General features: G+C 48.4%; 21 protein-coding genes, 1 pseudogene and 1 CRISPR repeat array. Of the genes and pseudogenes, 11 read left to right on the forward strand and 11 right to left on the reverse strand.

Annotated features, from left to right (window positions below; genetic code table 11):
* Positions 1-165: 165 nt before the first annotated feature.
* The 8 genes from cbiB to PGN_RS12110 all read right to left on the reverse strand — a co-directional run bounded on the left by cbiB (position 166) and on the right by PGN_RS12110 (position 11,737).
* Positions 166-1,188, reverse strand: a complete 1,023-nt coding sequence (gene cbiB / locus PGN_RS06025; RefSeq protein WP_012458146.1) for an adenosylcobinamide-phosphate synthase CbiB — start codon at positions 1,186-1,188, stop codon at positions 166-168.
* A 13-nt stretch (positions 1,189-1,201) separates the two neighbouring features.
* The gene (cobD, locus tag PGN_RS06030) at positions 1,202-2,209 is read right to left on the reverse strand and encodes a threonine-phosphate decarboxylase CobD (RefSeq protein ID WP_012458147.1); all 1,008 of its coding nucleotides are present in this window, start codon (positions 2,207-2,209) and stop codon (positions 1,202-1,204) included.
* The gene (locus PGN_RS06035) at positions 2,202-3,698 is read right to left on the reverse strand and encodes a cobyric acid synthase (RefSeq protein WP_012458148.1); all 1,497 of its coding nucleotides are present in this window, start codon (positions 3,696-3,698) and stop codon (positions 2,202-2,204) included. The genes cobD and PGN_RS06035 overlap by 8 nt, the downstream gene beginning before the upstream one ends.
* Complete coding sequence (locus PGN_RS06040; protein WP_012458149.1) at positions 3,695-4,261, reverse strand: cob(I)yrinic acid a,c-diamide adenosyltransferase; 567 nt, start codon at positions 4,259-4,261, stop codon at positions 3,695-3,697. Before PGN_RS06040 ends, PGN_RS06035 begins: the two co-directional genes overlap by 4 nt.
* A 22-nt stretch (positions 4,262-4,283) precedes the next feature.
* On the reverse strand, positions 4,284-5,603 hold the full coding sequence (locus PGN_RS06045) for a cobyrinate a,c-diamide synthase (protein ID WP_012458150.1): 1,320 nt from the start codon (positions 5,601-5,603) through the stop codon (positions 4,284-4,286).
* Between the two features lie 220 nt (positions 5,604-5,823).
* A CRISPR array of direct repeats spans positions 5,824-6,652; the repeat unit is 36 nt; unit sequence GTTGTCTCCACCCTTCTAACTAAGGGTATTCCCAAC.
* 7 nt (positions 6,653-6,659) lie between these two features.
* Entirely contained in the window at positions 6,660-10,067 is a 3,408-nt protein-coding gene (gene cas13b / locus PGN_RS06050) for a type VI-B CRISPR-associated RNA-guided ribonuclease Cas13b (RefSeq protein ID WP_012458151.1), read from the reverse strand.
* A complete protein-coding gene (csx27, locus tag PGN_RS06055) occupies positions 10,064-10,780 on the reverse strand; it encodes a type VI-B CRISPR accessory protein Csx27 (protein ID WP_012458152.1) in 717 nt (238 codons plus the stop codon). The genes cas13b and csx27 overlap by 4 nt, the downstream gene beginning before the upstream one ends.
* An 828-nt stretch (positions 10,781-11,608) precedes the next feature.
* Entirely contained in the window at positions 11,609-11,737 is a 129-nt protein-coding gene (locus PGN_RS12110) for a hypothetical protein (RefSeq protein WP_012458154.1), read from the reverse strand.
* Between the two features lie 58 nt (positions 11,738-11,795).
* On the opposite strand from PGN_RS12110, the gene serB reads away from it, so the two are divergent.
* From serB to PGN_RS06075, 4 genes are all read left to right on the forward strand, one after another.
* The gene (serB, locus tag PGN_RS06060) at positions 11,796-12,641 is read left to right on the forward strand and encodes a phosphoserine phosphatase SerB (protein ID WP_230846996.1); all 846 of its coding nucleotides are present in this window, start codon (positions 11,796-11,798) and stop codon (positions 12,639-12,641) included.
* 320 nt (positions 12,642-12,961) lie between these two features.
* On the forward strand, positions 12,962-13,702 hold the full coding sequence (locus tag PGN_RS06065) for a (Fe-S)-binding protein (RefSeq protein ID WP_039417529.1): 741 nt from the start codon (positions 12,962-12,964) through the stop codon (positions 13,700-13,702).
* A complete protein-coding gene (locus PGN_RS06070; RefSeq protein WP_012458157.1) occupies positions 13,699-15,066 on the forward strand; it encodes a lactate utilization protein B in 1,368 nt (455 codons plus the stop codon). The genes PGN_RS06065 and PGN_RS06070 overlap by 4 nt, the downstream gene beginning before the upstream one ends.
* A gap of 5 nt (positions 15,067-15,071) precedes the next feature.
* A complete protein-coding gene (locus tag PGN_RS06075; protein ID WP_004584295.1) occupies positions 15,072-15,656 on the forward strand; it encodes a LutC/YkgG family protein in 585 nt (194 codons plus the stop codon).
* 110 nt (positions 15,657-15,766) lie between these two features.
* Here PGN_RS06075 and PGN_RS06080 read toward each other — a convergent pair whose 3' ends face one another.
* Positions 15,767-16,240: a PaaI family thioesterase gene (locus PGN_RS06080; protein WP_004584294.1), complete on the reverse strand. Its 474-nt coding sequence runs from the start codon at positions 16,238-16,240 to the stop codon at positions 15,767-15,769.
* A 239-nt stretch (positions 16,241-16,479) separates the two neighbouring features.
* Between PGN_RS06080 and lysA the strand changes: the two genes are divergently transcribed.
* The 4 genes from lysA to PGN_RS06100 all read left to right on the forward strand — a co-directional run bounded on the left by lysA (position 16,480) and on the right by PGN_RS06100 (position 20,328).
* On the forward strand, positions 16,480-17,628 hold the full coding sequence (gene lysA / locus PGN_RS06085) for a diaminopimelate decarboxylase (protein ID WP_012457242.1): 1,149 nt from the start codon (positions 16,480-16,482) through the stop codon (positions 17,626-17,628).
* Complete coding sequence (gene menA / locus PGN_RS06090) at positions 17,618-18,505, forward strand: 1,4-dihydroxy-2-naphthoate octaprenyltransferase (RefSeq protein WP_012458158.1); 888 nt, start codon at positions 17,618-17,620, stop codon at positions 18,503-18,505. Before lysA ends, menA begins: the two co-directional genes overlap by 11 nt.
* A 91-nt stretch (positions 18,506-18,596) precedes the next feature.
* On the forward strand, positions 18,597-18,977 hold the full coding sequence (locus PGN_RS06095; RefSeq protein ID WP_012457244.1) for a BlaI/MecI/CopY family transcriptional regulator: 381 nt from the start codon (positions 18,597-18,599) through the stop codon (positions 18,975-18,977).
* 34 nt (positions 18,978-19,011) lie between these two features.
* Positions 19,012-20,328, forward strand: coding sequence for a M56 family metallopeptidase (locus tag PGN_RS06100; RefSeq protein ID WP_012457245.1), 1,317 nt, complete (start codon positions 19,012-19,014; stop codon positions 20,326-20,328).
* A 44-nt stretch (positions 20,329-20,372) separates the two neighbouring features.
* Here PGN_RS06100 and PGN_RS12400 read toward each other — a convergent pair whose 3' ends face one another.
* Positions 20,373-20,558, reverse strand: a complete 186-nt coding sequence (locus PGN_RS12400) for a DUF1661 domain-containing protein (RefSeq protein WP_158298203.1) — start codon at positions 20,556-20,558, stop codon at positions 20,373-20,375.
* Between the two features lie 670 nt (positions 20,559-21,228).
* On the reverse strand, positions 21,229-22,314 hold the full coding sequence (locus tag PGN_RS06105) for an IS5 family transposase (RefSeq protein ID WP_012457246.1): 1,086 nt from the start codon (positions 22,312-22,314) through the stop codon (positions 21,229-21,231).
* A 138-nt stretch (positions 22,315-22,452) separates the two neighbouring features.
* Between PGN_RS06105 and PGN_RS10570 the strand changes: the two genes are divergently transcribed.
* The 3 genes and pseudogenes from PGN_RS10570 to PGN_RS06115 all read left to right on the forward strand — a co-directional run.
* Positions 22,453-22,680 (forward strand): hypothetical protein, encoded by a 228-nt coding sequence (locus PGN_RS10570; protein ID WP_039416867.1) that lies wholly within the window; start codon positions 22,453-22,455, stop codon positions 22,678-22,680.
* Positions 22,681-23,315: 635 nt separating this feature from the next.
* Entirely contained in the window at positions 23,316-23,963 is a 648-nt protein-coding gene (locus PGN_RS06110; protein WP_257719870.1) for an IS982 family transposase, read from the forward strand.
* A gap of 105 nt (positions 23,964-24,068) precedes the next feature.
* Positions 24,069-24,323, forward strand: a pseudogene (locus tag PGN_RS06115) (transposase); the annotation flags it as partial.
* Positions 24,324-24,334: the final 11 nt, after the last annotated feature.

Here is a 24,334-nt window from a genome sequence, read left to right on the forward strand (position 1 = left end):
CGATGCAGGACGCGATTGTCAGCTGATTCTTGCTTCCTGCACGATGCAGGACGCGATTGTCAGCTGATTCTGCTCCCATCAATGCGCTAACTATCAGCTGTTTGCAACTATTTTATAGGACTTTCATTGAAGTCTTTTGCCGCAGAGCTGATTCTTAGTTTTTTTTCAGATCAGGCAAAAAGAAAGAGCGAGGAGGTAATCCAACTCACAACTCACAACGAATGTCAGTAACAGCATCACCAGTTCTACGCGCCGATTGATACGAATAGCAATCTGCATATCTGCCGTTGCCAGTTCACGTTCGTTATGGCCGATATAAGGCTTGCTGATGCTTTCTCCAAAATAATCATGTGTACCCCCGAAACGGCAATTCAATATACCCGCAAGAGCTGCCTCGGGATAACCGGAGTTAGGACTTGCATGTTGCCGACCATAACGACGAACAAAAGAGAACAGGTGGAGCTTCCCACTCACGAGAATCATCAGCCATGCCGTAAGCCTTGCAGGAATATAGTTGGCGACATCGTCGATTTTGGCAGCTATCCGCCCGAAAAGAAAATACCGTGCCGTCTTATAGCCGATCATCGAATCAAGGGTATTGATCATCTTATAGGCCATCATCCCCGGCAATCCCAGCCACATATACCAGAACATAGGGGCTACAACTCCATCGCTCAGATTCTCCGACAAAGTCTCCAAAGCTGCCGTCCTGACTTCCTGCGCCGACAGAGCAGCCGTATCGCGCCCTACGATTCGCGTCACCTGTTTGCGCCCTTCTTCAAGCGAACGATCGACTGCTTCGAATACCATACGTACTTCACGAATAAGGGTAGTACCTGCCAAACAGAAGAAAATGCCGATAGCCAAAATAAGAGAAGCCACAGCAAATGCAACAGCAATCCGGAAAAAATCGTCCAGCAAAATGGTATAAACACAGACAAAAACAAGCCCCAAGAGGATCAATAGGGCCAAAAGAAAAACGGCAACGATATAGAACACCGACATGAAGGCGCCTTTCACCTTGCGGTAGTTTCCTTTATTCAACCTTTTCTCTCCGAATGCAATCATGCGACCGAAGCCGACTATAGGATGCGGAAGAGAAAGAGGATCTCCTAAAAAGTAGTCTGCCAACCATCCCAGCAACAGCGGCAATAAAAAAAGAAGAAGAATTAAAACAGATCCCTGCATACCGAACAGAAAATTAGAAAGAAATCGATCGAAGTGCATCGATCAGCCAATCGTTCTGCTCACGTGTCTGTGTAGCTATACGAATACAATGGGTATCCAAGCCCTCAAAGTTGGAGGCATCCCGAATCAGCAGACCGTATTGATCAGCCAAAACAGCTTTCAGATCGGCAGCTGAATGATGACGGCAGCGAACCAGCATGAAATGGGTATCAGTCGGCTCCACCTCATAACCGGCCATTGAGCCGATAGCCGTGCGTAGCCGTTCGGTTTCCGCATGCAGCTCGGCCAAAGGTATAGAAGTGGGAAATCCCTGTTGCACCAGATACTCACCGGCAGCAATGGCAAGAGCATTCACCGACCATGGCATGCGGCAAACTCTGATCCTTTCGGTCAGAGAAGCGTGTGCTGTCAGGTATCCGAGGCGTAAGCCCGGTATTGCAAAACGCTTGGTAAGCGAATGCAGCAGCAAAAGATTGGGGAGAGAAATCGCCTCTTTCGTGCCGAGGACTTCGGCTGTGGAAAAGTATTCGTAAGACTGATCCACAATGAAAATCGTGGACGGACACTCCCGAACGATACGATACAACTCGCTTGCCTTCCAAACGCGCCCCGTCGGATTGTTCGGATTACAGAGCCAGACCATATCATATCGAGAAGAAGCCTCTTCGGGCTTGGAAATAAAATCCACACCATGGCCATGCAGCCGGCAAGCATCGGCATATTCGCTGAAAGTGGGAACTACTACGGCCGAAGAAGATCCACGGAAAGCCTGCGCTATGAGATAAATAGCTTCCGTGGCACCGCTGGTCACACTGATTGAATCGGCAGCTATACCGTGATAATCGGCCAAACCTTTCTCCAAAGAATAAGGCTCCGGCTCCGGATAGGAACCGATGCTATCCAATCTCTTGTGAAGGTGATCCAGCAATCCCTGACGCTCGGTGGCGTTATAAACATTCGAACTGAAATTTGCCCGAATGGGGCCGTGACGGTAGAGGTCGTCTCCGTGTCCTTTAATCATCGTCTTTCATCAGTTGGTAAATCAGCGGGACATCGGCATATCGTCTCAGATGGTCGGCCAATTTATCGTATTGCTCATCCTTATAGCGGACATAGTCGAAGCTTTTCCGCTCTTCCATTTTGTCTGCATACGGTGAAAGCAGATAGTCTATTACGGCCGGATTGTCCAGGATACCATGCACATAAGTACCCATACAAGTAGCATCCACGAAATATCCATCCTCTGTTCCATCCGAGAGTCGATTCAGTGGAGAAGATGCTGCACCTTCGACAGGCATCGTCCGCCCCATATGAATCTCATATCCCTCGCATTCATCCGTATGATCCAGAAAGCGAAATGCCGTACGACGTGTCACCTTCTCGCCTGTCATCACAGTCGTTACAGGCAGCAGACCGAGACCGGGCAGGCGTTCTATATCGCCCTCTATATGGTCGGGATCGCAAACCTCCATGCCCATGAGTTGGAATCCGCCACATATCCCCAGTACCGTTGTCCCGTCGCGATGTGCCTGTACGATAGCTTGTGCCGCACCATTGCGCCGCAATTCATAGAGATCGGCCAAGGTACTCTTGCTGCCGGGTAGAATGATAATATCGGCCTTGCGCAGCTCTTCCGTATTGTTCGTATAATAAAGGTGTACGCGAGGATCGCGTTCCAAAACGTTGAAGTCCGTATAGTTCGATAAGTATCGCAGCAGGACTACAGCCACATTCACCCGTCCCTGTCCGGCAGCATACTGCTTGACCGACAGTGCTACGGAGTCTTCCTCCTCGATATGAATATCCTTATAGTAAGGAATTACTCCCACAACGGGAATACCGCACAATTCCTCAAGGATCTTTTTCCCTTCGTCGAAAAGGCGAAGATCGCCCCGAAACTTATTGATCATGATGCCTCGCACATACTTTCGCTCTTCGGCAGAGAGCAACATGATAGAACCGTAGACCGAAGCAAACACTCCTCCACGGTCGATGTCGGCCACAAGGATCACGCATGCACCTGCATGGATGGCCATCGGCATATTGACTATATCGGTATCGCGCAGATTCAATTCGGATATACTGCCCGCTCCTTCCATTACAACGGGGCTGAAACGAGAAGCCAAGCGGTCGAAAGCGGCGTACACCTCCGTACGCAGTTCGTCCCTCCCCTCTCGTCGAAAGTATTCGTAAGCATCCCGATTGCCTATCGGACGGCCATTGAGCACGACCTGTGAAGTATGATCCGAACTCGGCTTGAGCAGCACGGGATTCATATCCGTATGACATGGGATGCCGGCAGCTTCGGCCTGCACAGCCTGCGCTCGTCCGATCTCCAAACCTTCGGGCGTGACGAACGAATTCAAAGCCATATTCTGCGCTTTGAACGGGGCCGGATGATAACCGTCCTGCCGAAAAATGCGACAGAAACCCGTAGCGATAATACTCTTGCCTACATCGCTGCCTGTGCCGACAAACATAATCGGCCGTAGCTTTCCGCCTTCCGTCATTTCTTCTTTCTCTTATAGGCGAATCTATGCCACTTCTCCTCGCTCCAACCCTGCTGCTGCATTTCGTGCCGAGCCATCACGAAGAAAAGATCGGACAGGCGATTCATCCACTTCAAGATTGCATCCGGAACTTCATCGGATCGGTGCAGTGTCCACAACCTTCTTTCCGCTCGGCGTGCTATCGTACGAGCCAACTGCAAATGAGCAGAAAGCGGCGTACCGCCCGGAAGAATGAAGTAGCCGTTGTCGGTTGTTTCGGCCAAAAGCCTGTCGATAAAAGCCTCGCAGTCGGCTGCTGCTTCTTCGGGGAAATGATTGGGATTCTGCTCACGCTTGCCGGCAGGAGTGGCCACTATACTCATCGCTGCCATCATCCGCATCTGAATGTCGTACAGCACGGTCTGACGCTCATCCTCCTCCGGCAGGAATGTCCGGATCATGCCGATGGCAGCATTCAGCTCATCCATCGTGCCGTAGGCTTCCACTCGTACATCATCTTTGGGGACACGTTCCCCACCGAATATGCCGGTGGTTCCTTTGTCTCCTGTCTTCGTATATATCATAGATTACATCGTTTCGCTTCCATCAGTCGAACCACGTCCACAGATCGTCATGCTCACCCCAGTAGAGATGCGTATATCCGGCCAAGAGATTCTTGTATCGGTATAGCGGAGTCTCCACGGCTTCGCCTCGCACATTGTACTGCTGTGCTACGGACGGCGTAGAGCCGATAGTGGAAGAGTAGTGAAATTCATGTCCTCGTAGCTCTTTCCCCTTGTACACCATCCGCCTGTAGCCGAGGTGCAGGCGCATTCCTTCCATCGTAGCCGCTTCAGACAATACGCCACACATGGGATAGTCCCGTCCGTCCATGCCCCGTATCGTATCGCAAAGGTACATCATACCGCCACACTCGGCGAGAGCATGGCCTCCCGACTCTATATAGTCCCGTACCGACTGCTTCATGGAGGCGTTGGCACTCAATGCCGGCAGGTAAAACTCCGGATAACCGCCGGGCAGATACAGGAAATCGCAATCAGCGGGCAGACGATTGTCTCGCAAAGGACTGAATCGAAGAACTCTTCCCCGGCTTTCGAGCCGACGAATATTCTCCCGATAGGTGAAGTTAAATGCTTCGTCATCCGCCATCGCAATACATTTCCTCCCGTGCAAAGAAGACTCCGTAAAGCTCTCTTCTTCGATAACCGGATCGACATCGGAGGCCATCAGGCCAAGCAATCTCTCCACATCCACATACTTCTCGATGGCATCTGCCACCCTATCCGGCAAATAATCATAACGGGCTAAATCTTCCACAGACAAACCCAAATGCCGCGACGGTACTTCCAAATCTTTCATCTTCGGCAAGTAACCGAGGCTGGCCACACCGGCATCCGCCGCCGCTTCCTCCAAATAGCGATAATGCGAAGCGGAGCCTACCTTATTGAAGACGACACCCACCGGAGCCACACCCGGACGAAAGTGCTTGAAGCCATAGAGTATCGGAGCCACGGAATAGGCCGTACTGCCTGCATGGATCAGAAGCAATACGGGAATACACAGATTTTCGGCCAAAAGGGCACTGCTACCCGTCATACGGTCGTATCCGTCGAATAAGCCCATCACCCCCTCTACGATGGAAACATCGGCTTCGCAGCCATAGCGATCATAGAGTCCGGCGATATGCTCCCGGCTCATCATGAAAGCATCCAGATTCACCGTTTCCGTTCCGCATGCAAGGCGGTGATACTTAGGATCGATATAGTCGGGACCGCATTTGAAAGGCTGCACTTTGAGACCGCGTCTTCGAAGCAATCGTAGCAATCCGAGCGTGAAAGTAGTCTTTCCACCACCCGATGAAGCAGCACTGATAAGGAGATGAGAGCGTTTGATAGGAACAAACAATTATATGAGTTAAAAGAATCGGTATTTACGGACAAAAGCCAAGGAAGAGAACGAAAGGCCTCCCGATCGAATGGATAGCTGCACACAAACACTGTCGGCTACAACCCTCTCCTCCGAACACGATCCCCCTATCCATTTTCCATCACTTTAGCGATCGCTAATTTAGAAATACTTCCCCATCAACAGCACAACTTCCCCTCTTTCTCCTTTCGGAATAATAGTTGTCTCCACCCTTCTAACTAAGGGTATTCCCAACGCTAAGACACTTCTTCGTTATTGCTACTAAGTTGTCTCCACCCTTCTAACTAAGGGTATTCCCAACCGAACTCTAACAAAACAAATTCTTGATGAAGTTGTCTCCACCCTTCTAACTAAGGGTATTCCCAACGTAGGCTCTTTGTGCCTCTACGCCATCTCCGTTGTCTCCACCCTTCTAACTAAGGGTATTCCCAACTTTCAGTATGATAATAAAAATACAGCATGGTTGTCTCCACCCTTCTAACTAAGGGTATTCCCAACTCCCGCAACGGGGACAAAATAGCGAATCATGTTGTCTCCACCCTTCTAACTAAGGGTATTCCCAACAAAGAAACGCCCGTGCGGCAAAAACGAAGAGTTGTCTCCACCCTTCTAACTAAGGGTATTCCCAACAGGTGTAGCATTCTTTAATGAAGATAGAAAGTGTTGTCTCCACCCTTCTAACTAAGGGTATTCCCAACAAACAATACAAACAACAAATATTATGACAAGTTGTCTCCACCCTTCTAACTAAGGGTATTCCCAACAATAATGTAGTTGGGTCAGTGGCTTCGGTAGTTGTCTCCACCCTTCTAACTAAGGGTATTCCCAACAAAACTAGAAGCATTAGAAACCACTCTAAAGTTGTCTCCACCCTTCTAACTAAGGGTATTCCCAACTTCAAATAAGCACGATATAATGGAACAATTGTTGTCTCCACCCTTCTAACTAAGGGTATTCCCAACAAAACTAGAAGCATTAGAAACCACTCTAAAGTTGTCTCCACCCTTCTAACTAAGGGTATTCCCAACCGACCCTTTATAAGTCATTGATAGGTTGAGACATATTATTCAAAAGCTTTCCAAAAAATCTATTTTCAGGGTCGAGAATCGGAAGAATTTTCCGAATTATCATTTCGTATTTTTTCCATAATGAATCTACCAGAGAACTACCTTCCGGCAGATCTTTGGCAGAAGATCCCTCAATGCTACCGACCTTTGCACTCACATCTCGGTAAATAAGAGGCATTTCTGCAGCGCAGGGAAATTGGTTGTGAGCAGCCTTGTTGCGAATCAGAATCAGGTATTGGCTTTCGTCAGGAGTCAGACAGCCTTTCTTCTCCACCAGCATCTTCACCAGTGTAGAATGCTCTCCGCTCTTACCCTCCCTGCTCGACGACTCGTGCAAATACGGCTTCAAGTCGCGATCAGACATGATGGCTCCTTCGAGTGCAAATGCCCAATCGAAGATTTTGATGCGGCAGCGATCATATTCGCCCAACAAAGTCTTGACTTCATCCAACGTAGCTTTGTGCTCGGGAAAGTGGGACATAAGTCCGGGTACCCTTCGATCGTACCGGTAGCGTATGTACTTGGACCAATCCTTACGCTTGCTCTTGATTTCGATCGTTGCCGGCACAAGAGAAAGAGAATTATCACCCCCTTCACCCTCTTTCTCCAAGACCTTAGCATGGACAGCCAGCGAGAATTGGTTCTCCTCATCCAATATGCTGTCTATGTTTTTCAGTCCGGGCAGAATATCCTCTTCTCTATCGGTCATCATCTTGTTGATGGCCATCAGCATAAGCCGATCGTCTTCTTGCACGAGGCGGAGCATAAATTCACGTTCATTGACAGCTCGGTGAAAGCTCCGCTTGATGTCGGCAGCCAAGTCAGGAGGGACAGGCTTACCGGCAGTTCGCAGTTCTCGCTTTTTGTCCCGTACGGTCTTCTCCATCAGATGCGTGTAGCAATCGGCGAATTTCTTTCCGTCTGACGGTATATAAGATACAGATTTGCCGTGGATATTCAGCTCTCTGCGCAGTCCATAGAAAGGCTGCATACCATCGGGGTACTTGGTACTCCACCAGTCCTTAAAGGCCTCATTCCATTTCTTCTTTCCGTCTTTGACCTTGAGTAGCTCCATGACCTTGCTATCGAAGAGATGCGATGGCAGATCTATGGGGTGGGCTTGCTTGTTTCGGATCCAGTCCTGAAGGTCGTTCTGCTCCTTCATCCGCCGACGGATGAGGAGGGGCAGTAGTTTTCGTGCTTCGCCATCCGGCACGAAAAAGACGCTTATCCGCCTTTTTGTATTCTCGTCCTGTTCCGGCCGATAGAAAATTTTTGCCAACCATTCCCGTTTCTTCTCGAGATAGCATTTGTAGAAGCCTTCCGTATACCGATGAGCTGTCTCCATGGTCGCGGAAAGGAACGGATGCCCGGAAGAGGGGTCAAGAAGGCGCAGTTCTGCCACGATAGCCCTGAATTGGCGGCGATTCTCTTCTCCGGCATATTGTGCCAGAGAGCGTTGCATCTCATTGTAGTAAGCGGAGGTGATCAGCTTCTTCGTCTCTTCGCTTATGATCATGCGGACGATGTCCTGAGAGAGGAAGGTAGCCATTTCACCGACGAGAGGTATGGCACGAGCTTTCCCATCGCCATCCTTCCGAAACTTCCGCAGGCGTAGTCGGCAGTCTTCATTGAGCTGCTTGACATAAGTACGAAGCTTGACTGAATGGCTTGCAGGCCTGATATTCATCCATTCATCCAGAAGACGTGAGGGCAGTTGTCTCTGATCCATATCGAATGCCGACAGCAGTTGGCTATTGAGCTTGTCTTTCCTCCCCTTTATCTCCTGCTTGTATTTCTCCAAAGTCGTTTCAGCCTTTTCCCTCCGGTCTTTGCTCTTCGGATTCTGTGGAGGGATAAATCGGTGGCGCATCTCAGGGAATAATGCCGAAAACTGTAGTTTTCCCTCTGCCGTTTCATCCAGGATCCGATTCGCTTTTCTGAGGAAATCACTCTGCATACGGCTGAAGCTCCCCTCACACAGCAACTCCATCAAGAGAAGCTTACGAAGGTCGTGCACACTGATAAATCCCATCGACTGAGGATTGCTCAAGGCCCTCTTCTCCCCTGTCTTACTCTTAGGATATACAGGGTCGGATGTATGGCAATAGCCTATCTTATTGTCGTATATGGCATAGCGGGGAGCAAAGAGAGAGAAGCGTACGGGATAAGACGCCTCTCCACTGATCATCCTACTTACCTCTTCTTCATTCTGGAAGTCTGACAGCTTGCCGAATGCCAAGGCATGATCCGTTATCGTGCGATCGTACTCACCATTCCGGCCTACCTTTTTGGAGTAAGAATCCAGCTCGATTTCACCCAAATCGACACGAAAGCGTATACCCTTGAGCAGATCCATCTCCTCGATAAAACGAAGCATCAGATAGGGGAAGCGATCCTGATGGCGGATCCTCTTGGTCAGTGCCTCTGCCCAATCCGAAGAGCCGTCCCAAAGCAATCGACTCTCTTCGTCCAGGCTGTTTTCCGAGAGGTTGTTCATGCTATTTTCGTCCAGCGCAGGGAGGAACTGCGCCCGCTCCTCTTCGGGGAGCATATCGTAAAGGATGCGGGGGCAACGGTTCAGTTCGTTGAGCATATCGAGCAAGAGAGCTTCTTTCGTATTGCTGCTTTCGAGCCTGTCGTGAGGATGACGGATGCAGAGATCGCAGAAGGTCTCGTGCACGGCTCGTGCCCAATTCTCATCGGTTCGTTTGAATCCGCGAATCCTGCTCAGCATACCGGAAGCCTGCTCCCTATCGAGGAAGAGGCAAATGAAAAAGGCAAAGCCACTAACGGTCAGGCATTCTTTTCCGTCCGCTACGCTTATCAATTGTTCCTTCCTGTTCTTTGCCAGGACAAAGTCGTCGGGCTTGAAGAAAACTGCAAACCGCGATTGTGCTCTCCCGCATGCCAAGGAGTATGTCCCGGTAATAAAGGAGCTGATGTCAGGGCTGACTTCGAGATGCTCGAATGTAGTGCCATCAAGCCGATTGTGCGAGAAATCATTGCGCAGGAAATCAAGTAAGGAATAAAGCTCTCTGATCAGCCTTTGGGCCGAATCGGGATCCACACCGGTCTTGCTATCATGGTCTTTTTCGATCTGACTATCCGGATCGAAATAATGGAGGAAAGGCAGATAGCGTCTGCTATGGCCATAGACTTTGGTCCAGCGATCGACGGAGAGCAGGTGATCACAAAGAAGAGATTGCTTGAGCGACTCTTCATTCAATTTCTTCTTCCCGAACTTAATGCGAACATGACTTTCGACTTCTATCAAATTCTCTCGTGCGAGGTTGAGATAAAGTCCGAAGTACTGCGGATCGTCTTCCACTGTACGGGATTGACCTTTGTTTTCAGAAGCAGGAACTGTATTCATAGGTTTGAGTTTTCTTGTTCTATCAGCGATATATAAAATGTCCAGTACATTTTCTCGACCATCTTGATTCGAAACCATTGTGCCAAGAAAACGAACAAAGCAGACAGAATCATGATGGGGACAGCAATGTCCGAATATTCTCTCCATCCAATGTCCTCCATGTCACAGGCAGGGATGTAAGCCAAGAGTTTATAAGACAAAAGAATGAGACTGATCAGTACCAATCCCCAAAAAGAATGCCGGAAGAAGAAATAATAACATTGAAAGGATTTGGCATTACCCAATTTGCCTCGAAAATCGAGTCTATACCACATACGATCGTAAAAATCCGATTGGAGCATTCTGATTTTCTCCTTTTCTTCCGATTGGCAAAACTCCTCCTCCGATAGATAGATCTTTCCCAACCCCCATTGTTCTGCTTGCCGATTGAGTGTATCGTTCATGATCGGATGCAAAGCTTTCATCTTCTGATACAAATCCGCCACATGCCGGTACAAACCGAATAGCCTCGGAAATAGCTTCACAAGCGAAAAACTCAGGACATACAATACTGCTCCGCATATAAGAGCATAAACGATCGTAGACTCCAGACCTAAGGGAATATCTACAGGCAGCGAGAGATGTAAAGAGGAGAAGATGATTCTAAAGACCACGATGAAGGCAATGCCGGGCAAAATAATGGCAAGGAAGTCATAAAGAGAAAATTTTTCCATAAAGTATCATCCGTATTTAATCAAAGAATAAGATAGAAGTAAGGATTCCCCCCTTCTTTTAGTGTCGTAGTCTTATTCAGGAAGCGCAAATTTAGTCATATTCGTCCGCTTTTCAATGGAATAAACCGCCATTTTTCTGTTTTTCCAAGGCATAAAGAGAGGGTTTATTCCGCTTTTCCAATACCGAAACGACCCTTTCGTTCCGCTTTTCCAAGATTTTGCCTGAAATGAGAGACAGGACGTATAGATGAAAAAGCTGTCTTTCGGATCGGATCGGAGAAAAGCAGAGCATGCCATTCGGGTTATTTTTTCGTGCCAAAAAAGTTTTCAACAACGAAGACGAGTTTGGAATGATTCTAAATAAGGGGGTAAAAAGAAGCGGATTTTGAAGTCTGAAAGTTCAGGGAACGAACTTTTTCGGATCAAAACATGCTTTTCAGAAGAGAGGATAACGATCTATATATAAACCGTTTTCGATCTATATATAGATTGTTTTTGATTTATATATAAATCGTTTTCCATTTATATATAGATCGAAAGTCATTTATATATAAAATGCAGGCCAGAAAAGGCCCTCTCAGGAGCTGAAATAAAAGAGGCACCCACACGATTCGTGGCCGAACCATGCGGGTGCCTTATGCCTTTAGGGGAGTATAAGAGGGGTTATTCCTACTTATTCGTCATAGGGGTTTATACTATTTGTCCGAATATCGAAATGGCGTGATAGGCTATGGGCGCGAAAGAATCGACCGGAAAGATCGGGGGTATAATGGTGTTCAGTGTGTACATATTCAATTATTGTTGAGTCTATTATCCATGTATTTCTATTCAAGCAATCGGCTCTCTCGGCAGCGACATCCAACTTCCGACAGAGAGCTTCATCGGGCTGGCAAAGGTAACGAAAATGCTGAAGTCGAATGAATCGTAACAGCCACCGAATGTTTTACAGTAAAACATTTCATCGGCAAGGGTTTATCTTTGTGGCGGAATGAACGGTGACTATCGGATATATATCATGGCTGCAAGGGCAGATCTGCTGCATGTGGCAGCGGTTTGTCGTGCTGTGGAGGCTATCGGCGCACGGATAGTCCAATTCGTGCGTGAGGCTGATACATACGATCCTTGTGTGCGGCTATCGGTAGCCTACAAAGGAGCCAAATCTCTGTTGATAAAGGCTCTGATGCCTATGGCCCGGACGTATCCGATTATGCTCGGTATTCGCAGAGAGGATACACCTGTAGGGCGCATCGGACTCGTAGCTTTCGATCTGGATTCGACGCTTGTGCGCACGGAGATCATGAATGAACTGGCCACCGCACACGGATGCCTCGATGAGATGGGTGAACTGACGGAGGCTGCCATGTCGGGGAGAGAGGAGTTTCCGGACAATTTCAGCAGGCGCGTATCCATGCTACGAGGCTTGCCTTTGGCGAAGCTGGAGGAGCTATCCGCATCTCTCCCGATCGTTGAAGGACTGCCTTCGTTGATGCGCAAATTCAAGGAGCAAGGCATTCGCTCCGCTATCATTTCGGGAGGATTCCGACTTTATTCGCACAACATCAAAGAGCGGTACGGCTTCGACTACATCTGCACATCGGAGGTAGAGGTGGAAAATGGCCTGCTGACAGGTCGTCTATCGGGTACCATAGTGGATGCGAAGGTCAAAGCCGAATTTCTCCGCTCCCTGGCCAAGGAGCTATCCCTCACCCCTGCCGAAATAGTTGCCGTAGGCGATGGAGCCAATGATGTACCCATGCTCGACTTCTCGGCCGGCAGCATCATATTCAACAGTTCGGCACATCCGCCTTCCATGCCTCAACTACGCATAGAAGCCATCCTCCAATTCATGGGTTGCCGATAGTCGCCGCCCCGATCCGTAGAGAATAAGAACCTCCGTGCTAAGAGAAATTTATCGGACGGAGGTATGCTTTTTGGCGGAAATATATTTACTTTGGGATAGAAGAGTAGACCCATAAGGAGCTTGAATACGATGCGATCGTATCCGAAGGGCATGTGAAATATGGATCGGGAAAGGTGCCCGTATTCTTTGGTTTTGCGAGCTTCTTTTTTGACTTTCCCATGGAGTTTTTCCCCTGATGTATGGCCGAAGAGGAAGCATTCGTGCCTCTTCAGGGCATAGGGACAAAAGTTTTTAAGAATACAATTATCAGATTTATCACAATGAAAGTAGGTTTGTTCATCCCCTGTTATGTCAATGCAGTGTATCCGGAAGTGGGTATCGCCACGTACAAACTGCTGAAGAGTTTGGACATAGATGTCGACTACCCGATGGATCAGACATGTTGCGGCCAGCCTATGGCCAATGCCGGATTCGAACAGAAAGCACAAAAGCTGGCTCTGCGATTCGAAGAGCTGTTCGAGTCGTATGATGTAGTCGTAGGGCCATCGGCCAGTTGCGTTGCTTTCGTGAAAGAAAACTATGATCATATCCTCAGACCGACAGGACATGTCTGCAAGTCGGCAGCCAAGGTTCGGGATATATGCGAGTTCTTGCACGATGACCTGAAGATCACCAGCCTCCCCTCCCGATTCGCCCATAAGGTGAGCCTGCACAACAGTTGCCACGGTGTGCGCGAACTGCATCTGTCCACCTCCAGTGAAGTGCACCGACCGTACCACAACAAGGTGCGCCGGCTATTGGAGATGGTGCAGGGCATAGAGGTATTCGAGCCGAAGCGAATAGACGAATGCTGCGGTTTCGGCGGTATGTACTCGGTGGAGGAGCCGGAGGTATCCACCTGTATGGGGTATGACAAGGTGCTGGATCACATATCCACAGGTGCGGAGTACATCACAGGGCCGGACAGCTCGTGCCTCATGCATATGCAGGGAGTGATAGACAGAGAGAAATTGCCGATCAAGACAATTCATGCAGTAGAAATTTTAGCAGCAAACTTATGAGTACGAAGCATAGCGAAGCGGCTGCCCGCTTTTTGGAGAATAAGGCCGGAGCCAAGTGGCATGACGAGACGCTCTGGATGGTGCGTCACAAACGCGACATCCAGCGTGATACGGTGCCGGAGTGGGAAGATCTGCGCCAACTGGCTCATGACATCAAACGCTACAATGTGACACACTTGGATGAGCTGCTACTGCGATTTGAAGAAAATGCTCGTCGCAACGGTGTCATCGTCCATTGGGCTAAGGACGCCAAGGAGCACAACGAGATCCTGTATGGCATTCTGCGTGATCATGGCGTCAAAAAATTCGTGAAGAGCAAATCCATGCTTACGGAGGAGTGCCACCTGAACGAATATCTTATAGAAAAGGGTATAAACGTGATCGAAACGGACCTCGGCGAGCGTATCCTCCAGCTTATGGAAGAACCTCCGAGCCACATCGTGATGCCGGCTATCCATATCAAACGCGAGGCTGTAAGCGATCTATTCCATGACAAGTTGGGTACGGAGAAGGGCAATTACGACCCTACGTATCTGACACGTGCAGCACGCAAAAGCCTGCGCGAAGACTTTATCAGCGCGGATGCAGCAATGACGGGCGGCAACTTTGCCGTTGCCTCTACAGGCGAAGTGGTCGTTTGCACTAATGAGGGCAATGCCGATATGGGTATGGCTTGTCAGAAATTGAACATTTGCTCTTTCGGGCTGGAGAAATTGGTACCCGACTTGGATGCCGTAGGGGTATTCACCCGACTTCTGGCGCGTTCGGGTACGGGACAGCCCTCTACCACCTATACGGCACACTACCGCAAGCCTCATGAAGGTGGAGAGCTACACTATATCATCGTGGACAACGGAAGGACGGACATCATCGAAAATGAGGAGCACGTAAAAACGCTCAACTGCATAAGATGCGGTGCATGTATGAATACGTGTCCCGTCTATCGTCGCTCCGGCGGTTATTCCTACACTTATTTCATCCCCGGGCCTATCGGGATCAATCTGGGGATGCTCAAGGATCCGCGTCGGTATAGCGATAATGTATCGGCCTGCTCGCTCTGTCTCTCCTGTTCGAATGTGTGCCCTGTGAAAATCGACCTCGGTGAGCAGATCTATCGTTGGCGTCAGGATTTGGATCATTTGGGGCGTGCCAGCCAAGAGAAAAAGCTGATGTCGGCCGGTATGAAATACCTGATGGATAGTTCGTGGCGTTTCAATACGGCTCTGAAAATGGCTCCCATAGCCAACAGTCTGCCTCGGTTCCTGCTGTACAACGGCCTGAACGCATGGGGCAAGGGGCGCGAATTGCCTCGCTTTGCCTCTACTTCGTTCAATAATTGGTGGAAGAAGAATATCAAGAAGTAATCATCATGGACAGCAGACAAATCATATTAGACAGAATCAAACAGCACACCAAGCAGCGTGAGCCGAAACCGGAGATGAACTTTACTCCCATTACCTATCCGGACAAGGTGGCCCGCTTCATCGAAATATCGCGTGCAGTCGGTGGCGATGCCATAGAGCTTCAGCCCGGACAGGACATTAACGAAGTGATCAGAGCCGCATATCCCGATGCCAAACGGATCGGATCGGCCCTTCCATACATTCATATAGCTACCTACAAACCGGATGAAGTAGAGAATCCGGGCGACATGAACGGTACTGACTTGGCTGTTATCGAAGGTGAAATAGGGGTGTGCGAGAACGGATGTGTATGGGTGGATCAGACGATACAGAAGCGAGCCATGTTTTTTATTTCGGAATACCTGGTTATCGTCTTGGACAAGACAAAGCTCGTACACAACATGCACGAGGCTTATAAACGTGTGGCCGAAATAGATTCGCAGTCTCCATACTCCTGCTTTATCAGTGGGCCCTCCAAGACTGCCGATATAGAACAATCTCTGGTAATCGGGGCACATGGTGCCCGCGGAGCCATCGTGATATTGAAATAAGGTTCGAAAGAAAAAACGCGCTTTGCGACTCTTTCATATTCGGCCGACTGTGCCGTCTATGCTTGAGTCGCAAAGCGCGTTTTATATCCTGCCCTCTCCGTTTACTTGGCCTACTTCTTTTCGGGCAGCAGGACGGATAGCATGCTCCCTTCCACCGTTACCTGCCCTTCTGCAATGAGCGATAGCTCCATCAGTACTTTCCGGTCCGTTACCTCTTTGATATGGGCGCGTAGCTCCAAGTCTACTCCCATCGGGGTAGGACGGCGATAGTTGAGATTCAGATTAGCTGTCACGTATCTCAGATTCGGCTCCGAATCCATCGGGCGACTTTGAAAACGATAACCTGCAGCGGCTGCGGTACCATTGCCATGGCAGTCAAGGATAGCGGCAATCAGCCCTCCATAGACAAAGCCGGGGAATCCTCCCGTATGATGCGAATCGGGGCGGAAATACGCTACCGTCTCATCCGGATGCTCTTCCGCCCAATAACTCTTTACGTGCAGACCGTGCTCGTTCGATGTGCCACAACCATAGCAATGGCTAAAACCGGTGGCATAATATTCCTGAAAAGATTTCTTATCCATGCTGTTTGTACTGATTTGCCGCAAAAGTACGCAATAGCAGCCGGATAGTATCTGTTAGAAAACGGTTTATTCACGAATGTGAGTTCGACCCAAGAGATTGGGAAAGTGAAGACAATATAGCTCTCATTCTATACTTATGGAACTTTTCGCCAAAACTAATATTGGATTTCGTTGAAACCACTAGTAGATTTCGTTGAAACCACTAGTAGTTTTTTTGAGAAACCACTAGTAGTTTTTCAATGAAAACACCTTTCTATTTTTATGATCTGACACTCTTGGAGAGGACGCTTTCCGCGCTCGCCCGGAGTGCAGGAAGGCACGATGTTGCCATTCACTATGCGCTCAAGGCGAACAATCATCCTCGTATTTTGCAGACGATTGGTGCTGCCGGCTTCGGGGCGGACTGTGTGAGCGGATGGGAGATAGAAGCGGCTATCGAGGCAGGCTTTCCCGCTTCCGATATTTTTTTTGCCGGAGTAGGCAAAAGCGATGAAGAGATTTTGCTTGCTTTAGAGGCGCGGATAGGTGCTTTCGTAGTAGAGAGTGTGCCCGAATTGCTGAACATCGAACGATTGGCCGGATCGAAGAACGACATCGCTCCGATATTGCTTCGGCTCAATCCGGAGGTCGATGCGCATACGCACAGCCATATAACGACAGGATTGGCAGAAAACAAATTCGGTCTTTTGCCCGAAGATGCGTTTGCACTGATGCCCCACCTTTTACAGTCCGGATCGCTGGTATGGAGAGGATTGCACTTCCATATTGGATCGCAGATACGGTCAGCCAAGGTTTTTGAGGAGCTATGCGAAAAGACCAATCGCATCCTTGCTTCTTTCCGTACGGCCGGCTATTCCCCTGACATTATAGATATGGGAGGCGGGCTTGGTATCAATTATGACGAGCCGGAGGCCGAACCGATACCTGATTTTGCCACTTATATCGAGCGGTATCGACGGATGATAGAGACCGGTGAGGCTCGGCTGCATATCGAACCCGGGCGTTCGGTGGTGGCACAATGCGGCAGTCTGATTACTCAAGTGCTGTACATCAAAGAAGGAAAGGCAAAAAAGTTTGCCATAGTGGATGCCGGTATGACCGACCTCGTCCGTCCGGCTTTGTATGAGGCGCATCACCAAATCCGGTTGGTGCAACCCGGAGAATGGACGATGCGTGCGACTTCTCCCTCAGCGGCTCTGACAGAGAAATACGATGTTGTCGGCCCTATCTGCGAATCCAGCGATGTATTCGAGCGTGAATTGCTCATGCCCGAACTCAAACGCGGCGATTATCTGGCTATTCGTTCGGCCGGAGCATATGGAGCCGTGATGGCTTCTTCCTATAATATGCGTCCGCTACCGGGAAGTCTTTTCTCAGATGAGCAATAACGGATCACCCCCGCGTCTCAAAGCTTGGCTCGCTTTGCTACGGCCTCATACCCTGCCGGCATCTGTCAGTCCTGTCGTTGTAGCCATTGCTTATGCTATAGCTGACGGCAATTTTCGCTGGCCACAGGCCGCTTTGGCTTTGATCGTAGCGGTGTCTGCCCAAACGGTCAGCAATATAGCCAACGATTGGTTCGATTATAAGAAGGGTGCGGATACCGATCAGCGTGTAGGCTTTGAAAGTGGGATCTCCAAAGGTTGGTTGTCGGAGCGACAGGTTCTCGCAGCTCTTTTCTCTTTTCTTTTTCTGCTCGGCCTTAGCGGTTTTCTGCTTTGCGCCATTAGCAACTGGTGGTTGCTGGTCGTGGGAGTCGTTGTAGCCATTGGAGCTTTGTCGTATAGTGCCGGTCCTTATCCTTTGGCCTATCATGGGTTGGGCGAAATCGCAGTCTTCATTTTTTTCGGTCTGATCCCTGTCCTCTTCACCTATTACGTTCAGGCCGAAAGTTTCCCCTCCGATCTTTGGCATTTGGGCGCGGCGATGGGATTTGCCGGAGTCAATATCCTCATCGTGAACAACTATCGGGACTATGAAGAAGACCGCAAGAGTGGCAAGCGTACGATCCTCGTAAAGAAAGGACGCGACCTCGGTCCGAAACTCTATCTCGCCTGCGGTCTGCTTTCCATGATGGTGCTTTATCCTTTCTTTTCGGCCGGTGGTTTGCTGCTTCTGCTGCTTTATCTTGCTTTTTTCATGACCAATTACCGCCGTCTTCTTCGAGAGGAGGGTACGGCGTTGAACGCGCTTCTTGTCCGTACGGCAAAGGCTCTTTCCCTGCTGGCTTTCGTTGCGATAGCCATGCTTTTCCTTGCTCGATAAATAAATCTGCGAAATTTTCGTAGAAAAGGCTTGTATTCTTACGAATAATTCGTAAGTTTGCAATGTAACAATACATTAGCAAAAAAAAAGTATGCCGAAAGAGATCGAACGACTGACTACGATAGAGGAAGATACGATGAATATCATCTGGCAACTGGGGACATGCAACATTCGTCAGGTACTGGCCGAAGTGCCGGAGCCTAAACCTCCTTACACGACCCTTGCGTCGGTATTCAAAAATCTGGAACGCAAACACTATATCAAACCTTTTCGCGAGGGAAAAACCTACCATTATCGTATCTGTATCTCCCGCGAAGAGTATGCTACACGAACCATGCACCGCATGGTGGACAACTACTTCACGGGCAGCTATAAGCATCTGGTACAGTTTTTTGCCGCCGGTAGCGATATTTCCGTGAAGGATCTGCGCGAAGTGATCGATATGATCGAAAAAGGAGAGGAAAGCGAGTAGGGGATTTGATTCATTCAAACTATTAGTACGTACTATGACATACACCCTTGTTTTATATATGGCAGTGGCTTCTATCGGCCTGGCTCTCTTCTGGATATTCGAGAGGCTGATGATCCATGGCAATACCCACTGTCGTCTTCGTCGTGCCTACTATCTGGGAGGGTTCGTCTCGGTAGTCGTCTTGCCTTTCCTGGGCTATTTCCTTCCCTCTTGGCCGAGCTTATTTATCCAAAACAGGTCGGTCGGGATGGAGATACTCCGTTCCATCGAGATCGTATTGCCCGAGGCTTTGGTCAGAACGGCGGGGGCGGATGCTATTCCTGCTGTCTCGCCTCTCCTTCGGGGCCTGTTCTTGGCTTGGTTACTTGGCATAGGCGTACTGCTGATTCGTTTCGGTATTCGCCTCCGTTCCCTCCTGTGTCTTATTTGCGGTGCCGAACGGGCGGAGATAGAGGGTGTACCCGTTTACTTTGCTCCTCGTGTAAGGATGCCGTTCAGCTTCTGTGGGCGTATTTATCTTCCGACCGATCTGCGGTCATACCCTTCTGTGAGAAATGTTCTTATCCATGAACAAGAACATACCCGAGCAACGCACTTTGTCGATCTTTTGATCGCCGAAGTGGCATGCATGCTGTTTTGGTTCAATCCGTTTGCTTGGGCTTTGAAGCGCGATATGCAGCGCAATTTGGAGTTTTTGGCCGATCGGGCTGTGCTCCTCAGAGGCGTGAGCAGACGCGAATATCAATATGAATTGTTGGGATTTACGCTGGAGGTCGCGGCCGGACCTCTGTGTAGTTCTTACAATATAAACGACTTAAAAGAAAGAATCAGAATGATGAACAAAACGAAATCCAATCGTGCGGCCGGAGCCAAGTATCTTGTCGCACTCCCGTTGGCTGCCCTTATGCTTCTGAGCGGTAAATGGCTGTGGGCGGGCAATGCCGTATCCGAAGTCCGGGAAGTAGTAGCAACCGTTGCGAGCGATCCCGCCCCCTTGTCTGATGCTCCTGACATCTCCCTGCAGCAGGACGAGGATCCTGTGTGTTCCGAGCTAGATACTCCACCATCTTTCCCCGGGGGAATATCCAAGCTGATGCACTTTCTGAGTAAGAACTTAAAATATCCGGAGCAATCTGCAAAGAACGGCATCGAAGGTAAAGTCGTGGTCTCGTTTGTTGTCGAAAAAGACGGCAGACTGACTAACATACAAATAGAAAAAAGCGTAGCACCCGAATTGGACGCAGAAGCCATAAGGGTGATTTCGGCCATGCCGAAGTGGAATCCCGGCAAACAGAAAGGCAAGACAGTGCGTACGAGCGTAGCCCAACCAGTCAGATTCCGCCTGAAATAAGCTCTTAGAAACTCTCAGAAAACATAGCTCTATCCAATCGTGCCCTAAGCCGAATAAGGTTTAGGGCATTGTTGTGATCGGTCGAATTTTACCACCCTTGCGGAGATAAAAAGACCGATGGCTCCGAGAGTTTTATTTGTGGTGCCAAAAGATTGTGATCCGTGGTTCTGAAAAACGTGGCGCGGGAAAATTTTGCTTTTGGTTTGAGAAGTGAAATTTTTGCGAGCCAAAAGAATAATTTTTTGGCTCGAGTTTCTCGAAATTCACGAACCATGTTTTGTCCATTTATGGTTCGTGTTTTTGTCGAAGAGGAAGGTGCCCGATTCCTTTTTTCGGCGGTTCGAGTTTGTTGGCATCGGGATGCGAGTATGCGTATGCCGAATGGTGTGCCGATTAGTAAGGGGGCACAAGTGTCATTCGCACCGGCATAGCTTCGTCCACTCCTGCTATGCCGGAAATCAAGCCTAATCAAAGGGTTTCTAAGGCTCTATATCTTTTGACGTTGTTAGGCTTCCGTCTCGGATCGTGCTATACGTCCGATGGTTTCTAAGGCTCTATATCTTTTGACGTTGTTGGCCAGAGTGTACTTTTGCCTAAGAAACAATGATCTCGACTCTGCACAGGATGAGAGTGCTCGCAATGGCTTCTAAAGTACTGACTTGCTGCCACTTATAGTTGGCAAACAGTGTAAAAACTTTCTTTCGATAAAGACCTGCGGAATATGGGTGCAAAAGGTCGGAAAAAACTCTGTGGAGACCTTTGAAAAATAAGGAGATGGAGGGAAGAGGAGTTCTTGGCATAAAAGGAGCGAGTGAAAGGGGTGGCAGTAAGGAGTGAAAGTAGTTGTAAATCCCCCCTTTGAGGAGCTACTTGTACGAGCTCCTCAAGGGTGGTTATGCCTTATCCTACGGATGAGGACATAATTATCCCCGGGGTTCTGTATAAATTAAAGGCGATGCTTTCAAGAACGTTTTGAGTATGGGTCTTGGCAAGTCCCCGGTATCGACATCGTCCGCCATGAAACCACCGGCGAATACTGCCAAAGGTGCGTTCGATGGTGCTCCGTATCGGACCGATTGCTTTGTTTCGTTGCTTCTCTTCCTCGGTCAATGCCCTGTTGCGTTGTGCCTTGTGCATGATGCCGTCTTGAAGGTGATGGGTTTGCAGGTAGGAACGATTTTCCCCGCAAGCATATCCTTTGTCCGCCAAGACGGCTGTACCTTGAGGTATGTTTGCACCCTGCAATAGCGGAATAAACTCCTTCGTGTCACTGCGGTTCGCTGCAGTCGTTATCACCTTTTGAACAATGCCTTGAACATTGGTCAGACAATGCTTTTTGTATCCGTAGTGATAACGCTTTTGTTTGTACACCCAACGGGCTTCTTCATCCGTCCCTTTACGCTGACGGACAACCTGTTTTTGATAATCCTCCTCTGCCTCTTTTTCCTCCTCGCTCCGATTGTCTTCTCTGTCGTCTGCGACTTCAATCGTAATGGTTCCGTTGGGTTTATGTGGCGTCTCCACAAGGCTTGCATCGACAAGCACCCCTTCCCTGACCGAAATGTGATGGCGCGAAAGTTGTTTGTTAAACTGCGCCAATAGTTTGTCCATGAGACCCAACTCTGTCAGTGCCGAACGAAATCGACTGATGGTGCTGTGGTCGGGAGATACCTCTTCCATCTTCAGTCCCAAGAATCGGGAAAAGGTGATTGAATCATTGATGCGCTCCTCCAAAGCACAATCACTGAGGTTGTACCATGTCTCCAAAAGCAACATCTTGAATAAGAGAATCACGTCATAAGCCGGGGCGCCGATGGCATTTTGTCGCTTCGTGTATTTCTTGTTGATCAGCGTCCTGATCGGACGCCAATCGATAAGCCTGTCAACCTGATTGAGGAAGTCGTTTTGTGCTTTGCGATAACGCTTTGAAAGGAGTGCGTCTGCAAATGTTACATGCTCATCGGTATTCTTGAATTGGTATGCCATGGGAGGAATATTATGCTGTTTTTACTACTCAAATATACAAAATAACTCCCTATTATACAATGAATTAACAGGCAAAATACACACCAATCGCCGTGCAAAGGTCTCCTCATAGGTATTATTGGTTGCTACTGTGTGCCGATGGTGGCCGGATGGATTATTGGAGCCGGAGGCGGTATCGGCTCGTATGGACGCAATGTGAATCAGACGGCACAGCGTGGCACAGGTGCATACACGGGTAGCAAGGCGATGATTGGAGGTGCACAAGTGCTGTTGCCGGTCATGTCGTTTGATGTCTCAAAGGGGCACTCATTAAAGGGGAGTAAATTTCCACCATTGGAAAAAGAAGTTTCCACTTGTGGAAAATAAACTTTCCACTAGTGGAAAATTAGGTTTCTACTTGTGGAAATCTGGCATGTGCCAAATAGTCGCCTGACACACAATAAAAAGAATGAACAAAAGTGCCTGCTTATTGTGCAGAGTTCCCATTTGGATGTAACGTCTCTGGGCACAAAGACAAACTATCCTTACGGAAGAGGTTGTTCAAAGCCGCTCTGAATATAGACTATCTCAAAAAGCTACTAAAGATTTGATGCGGTTGCCCTCTTGCTCCCCTACCGAAGTTAATTCAAGCAAAAACATCAAAGGCTGCAACCACCCATATCGGCAGCCGCAGCCTTCGTTGTCAGAAATTGAAATTCTTTATTTAACGTCAGTTCGACGTAAGAAAAAGCCAATGGATTTGTTTTCTGATTAGGGTTAAACGCCCAAAGGACGTGGGCATTATGCTTGAAAAAGTAGCGAATTATTTGTATCTTAGCTGTTGACAATCAATAAGATACGAACAAACAAAACGCTACTTTATGAAGACAAATATAGTTGATGTTTTTTGCATCATAGATGATTTCTCCAAGCTTTTTGATGAAGCAATCAAGAAAAAGACTCTCGAAGAGGCAGACAAAAAACGCAGGAATAGAAAGTTTAAGATGTCGGACAGTGAGGTCATGACCATCCTGATCCTTTTTCATCTGTCAAGATACCGAGATTTGAAAGCTTTTTATCTTCAATACATCACCCATTCTTGTCGATCCGAGTTCCCACATCTTGTCTCTTATAATCGCTTTGTGGAGCTGCAAAGCAGGGTAGGTTTCAAGCTGATAGCATTTCTCAATATGTGTTGTTTGGGTCAATGTACAGGCATCTCTTTCATCGATTCCACCCCACTGAAGGCTTGTCATATCAAACGAGCTCATGGGCATAGGACAATGAGGGGATGGGCTCAAAAAGGCAAAAGCACCATGGGTTGGTTTTATGGATTCAAACTACATATTGTTATCAACGACAGGGGTGAAATCATCAACTATCAAATCACACCGGGCAATTGTGATGACAGAGAACCTCTGAAAGACGGAACATTCACCAAGAATCTTTTTGGCAAACTCATTGCCGATAGAGGCTACATTTCCCAAAACCTTTTTGACCGGCTCTTTGTCGATGACATCCACATGATAACCAAACGCCAGTTCGATCTAAGCGAACATACCATAAAAATAACAAGTAGCTGTAAATCATACTCTTTTGTGATTCTCCGGCTGCATAATGATCGGGAAGAAGGGGCGGCTTCTAAGTCATTGGGCTTCAGATGTAGATAAAAAGCCATCTGAAAGCAATATAAGTACCTGAAAAACACTGTGTGGAAAATAAAACACACTAATAACCAATGTGTTGTGCCATTCCTTTATATCGAACTCACGTTAACCAAAATCAAAAAGAACATGAAGAACTCCCTGATGCATCTATATGACAAAGTTTTATTGAGGAAGAGAGCCCTGATCGAAACGGTCAATGATATGCTCAAAAATGTCTGTCAGATAGAGCACACGAGACATCGCAGTGTCAACAATTTTGTCACCAACCTGATCTCCGGTATCATCGCTTACAACATCCTGCCTAAAAAGCCTGAACTCAATATTGAAATCATCAGAAACCCTAACTTTCCTATTTCCGCTTAGATCGAACTGAC

This window comes from Porphyromonas gingivalis ATCC 33277, from assembly GCF_000010505.1.
In the GTDB taxonomy this organism is placed as follows: Bacteria; Bacteroidota; Bacteroidia; order Bacteroidales; family Porphyromonadaceae; genus Porphyromonas; species Porphyromonas gingivalis.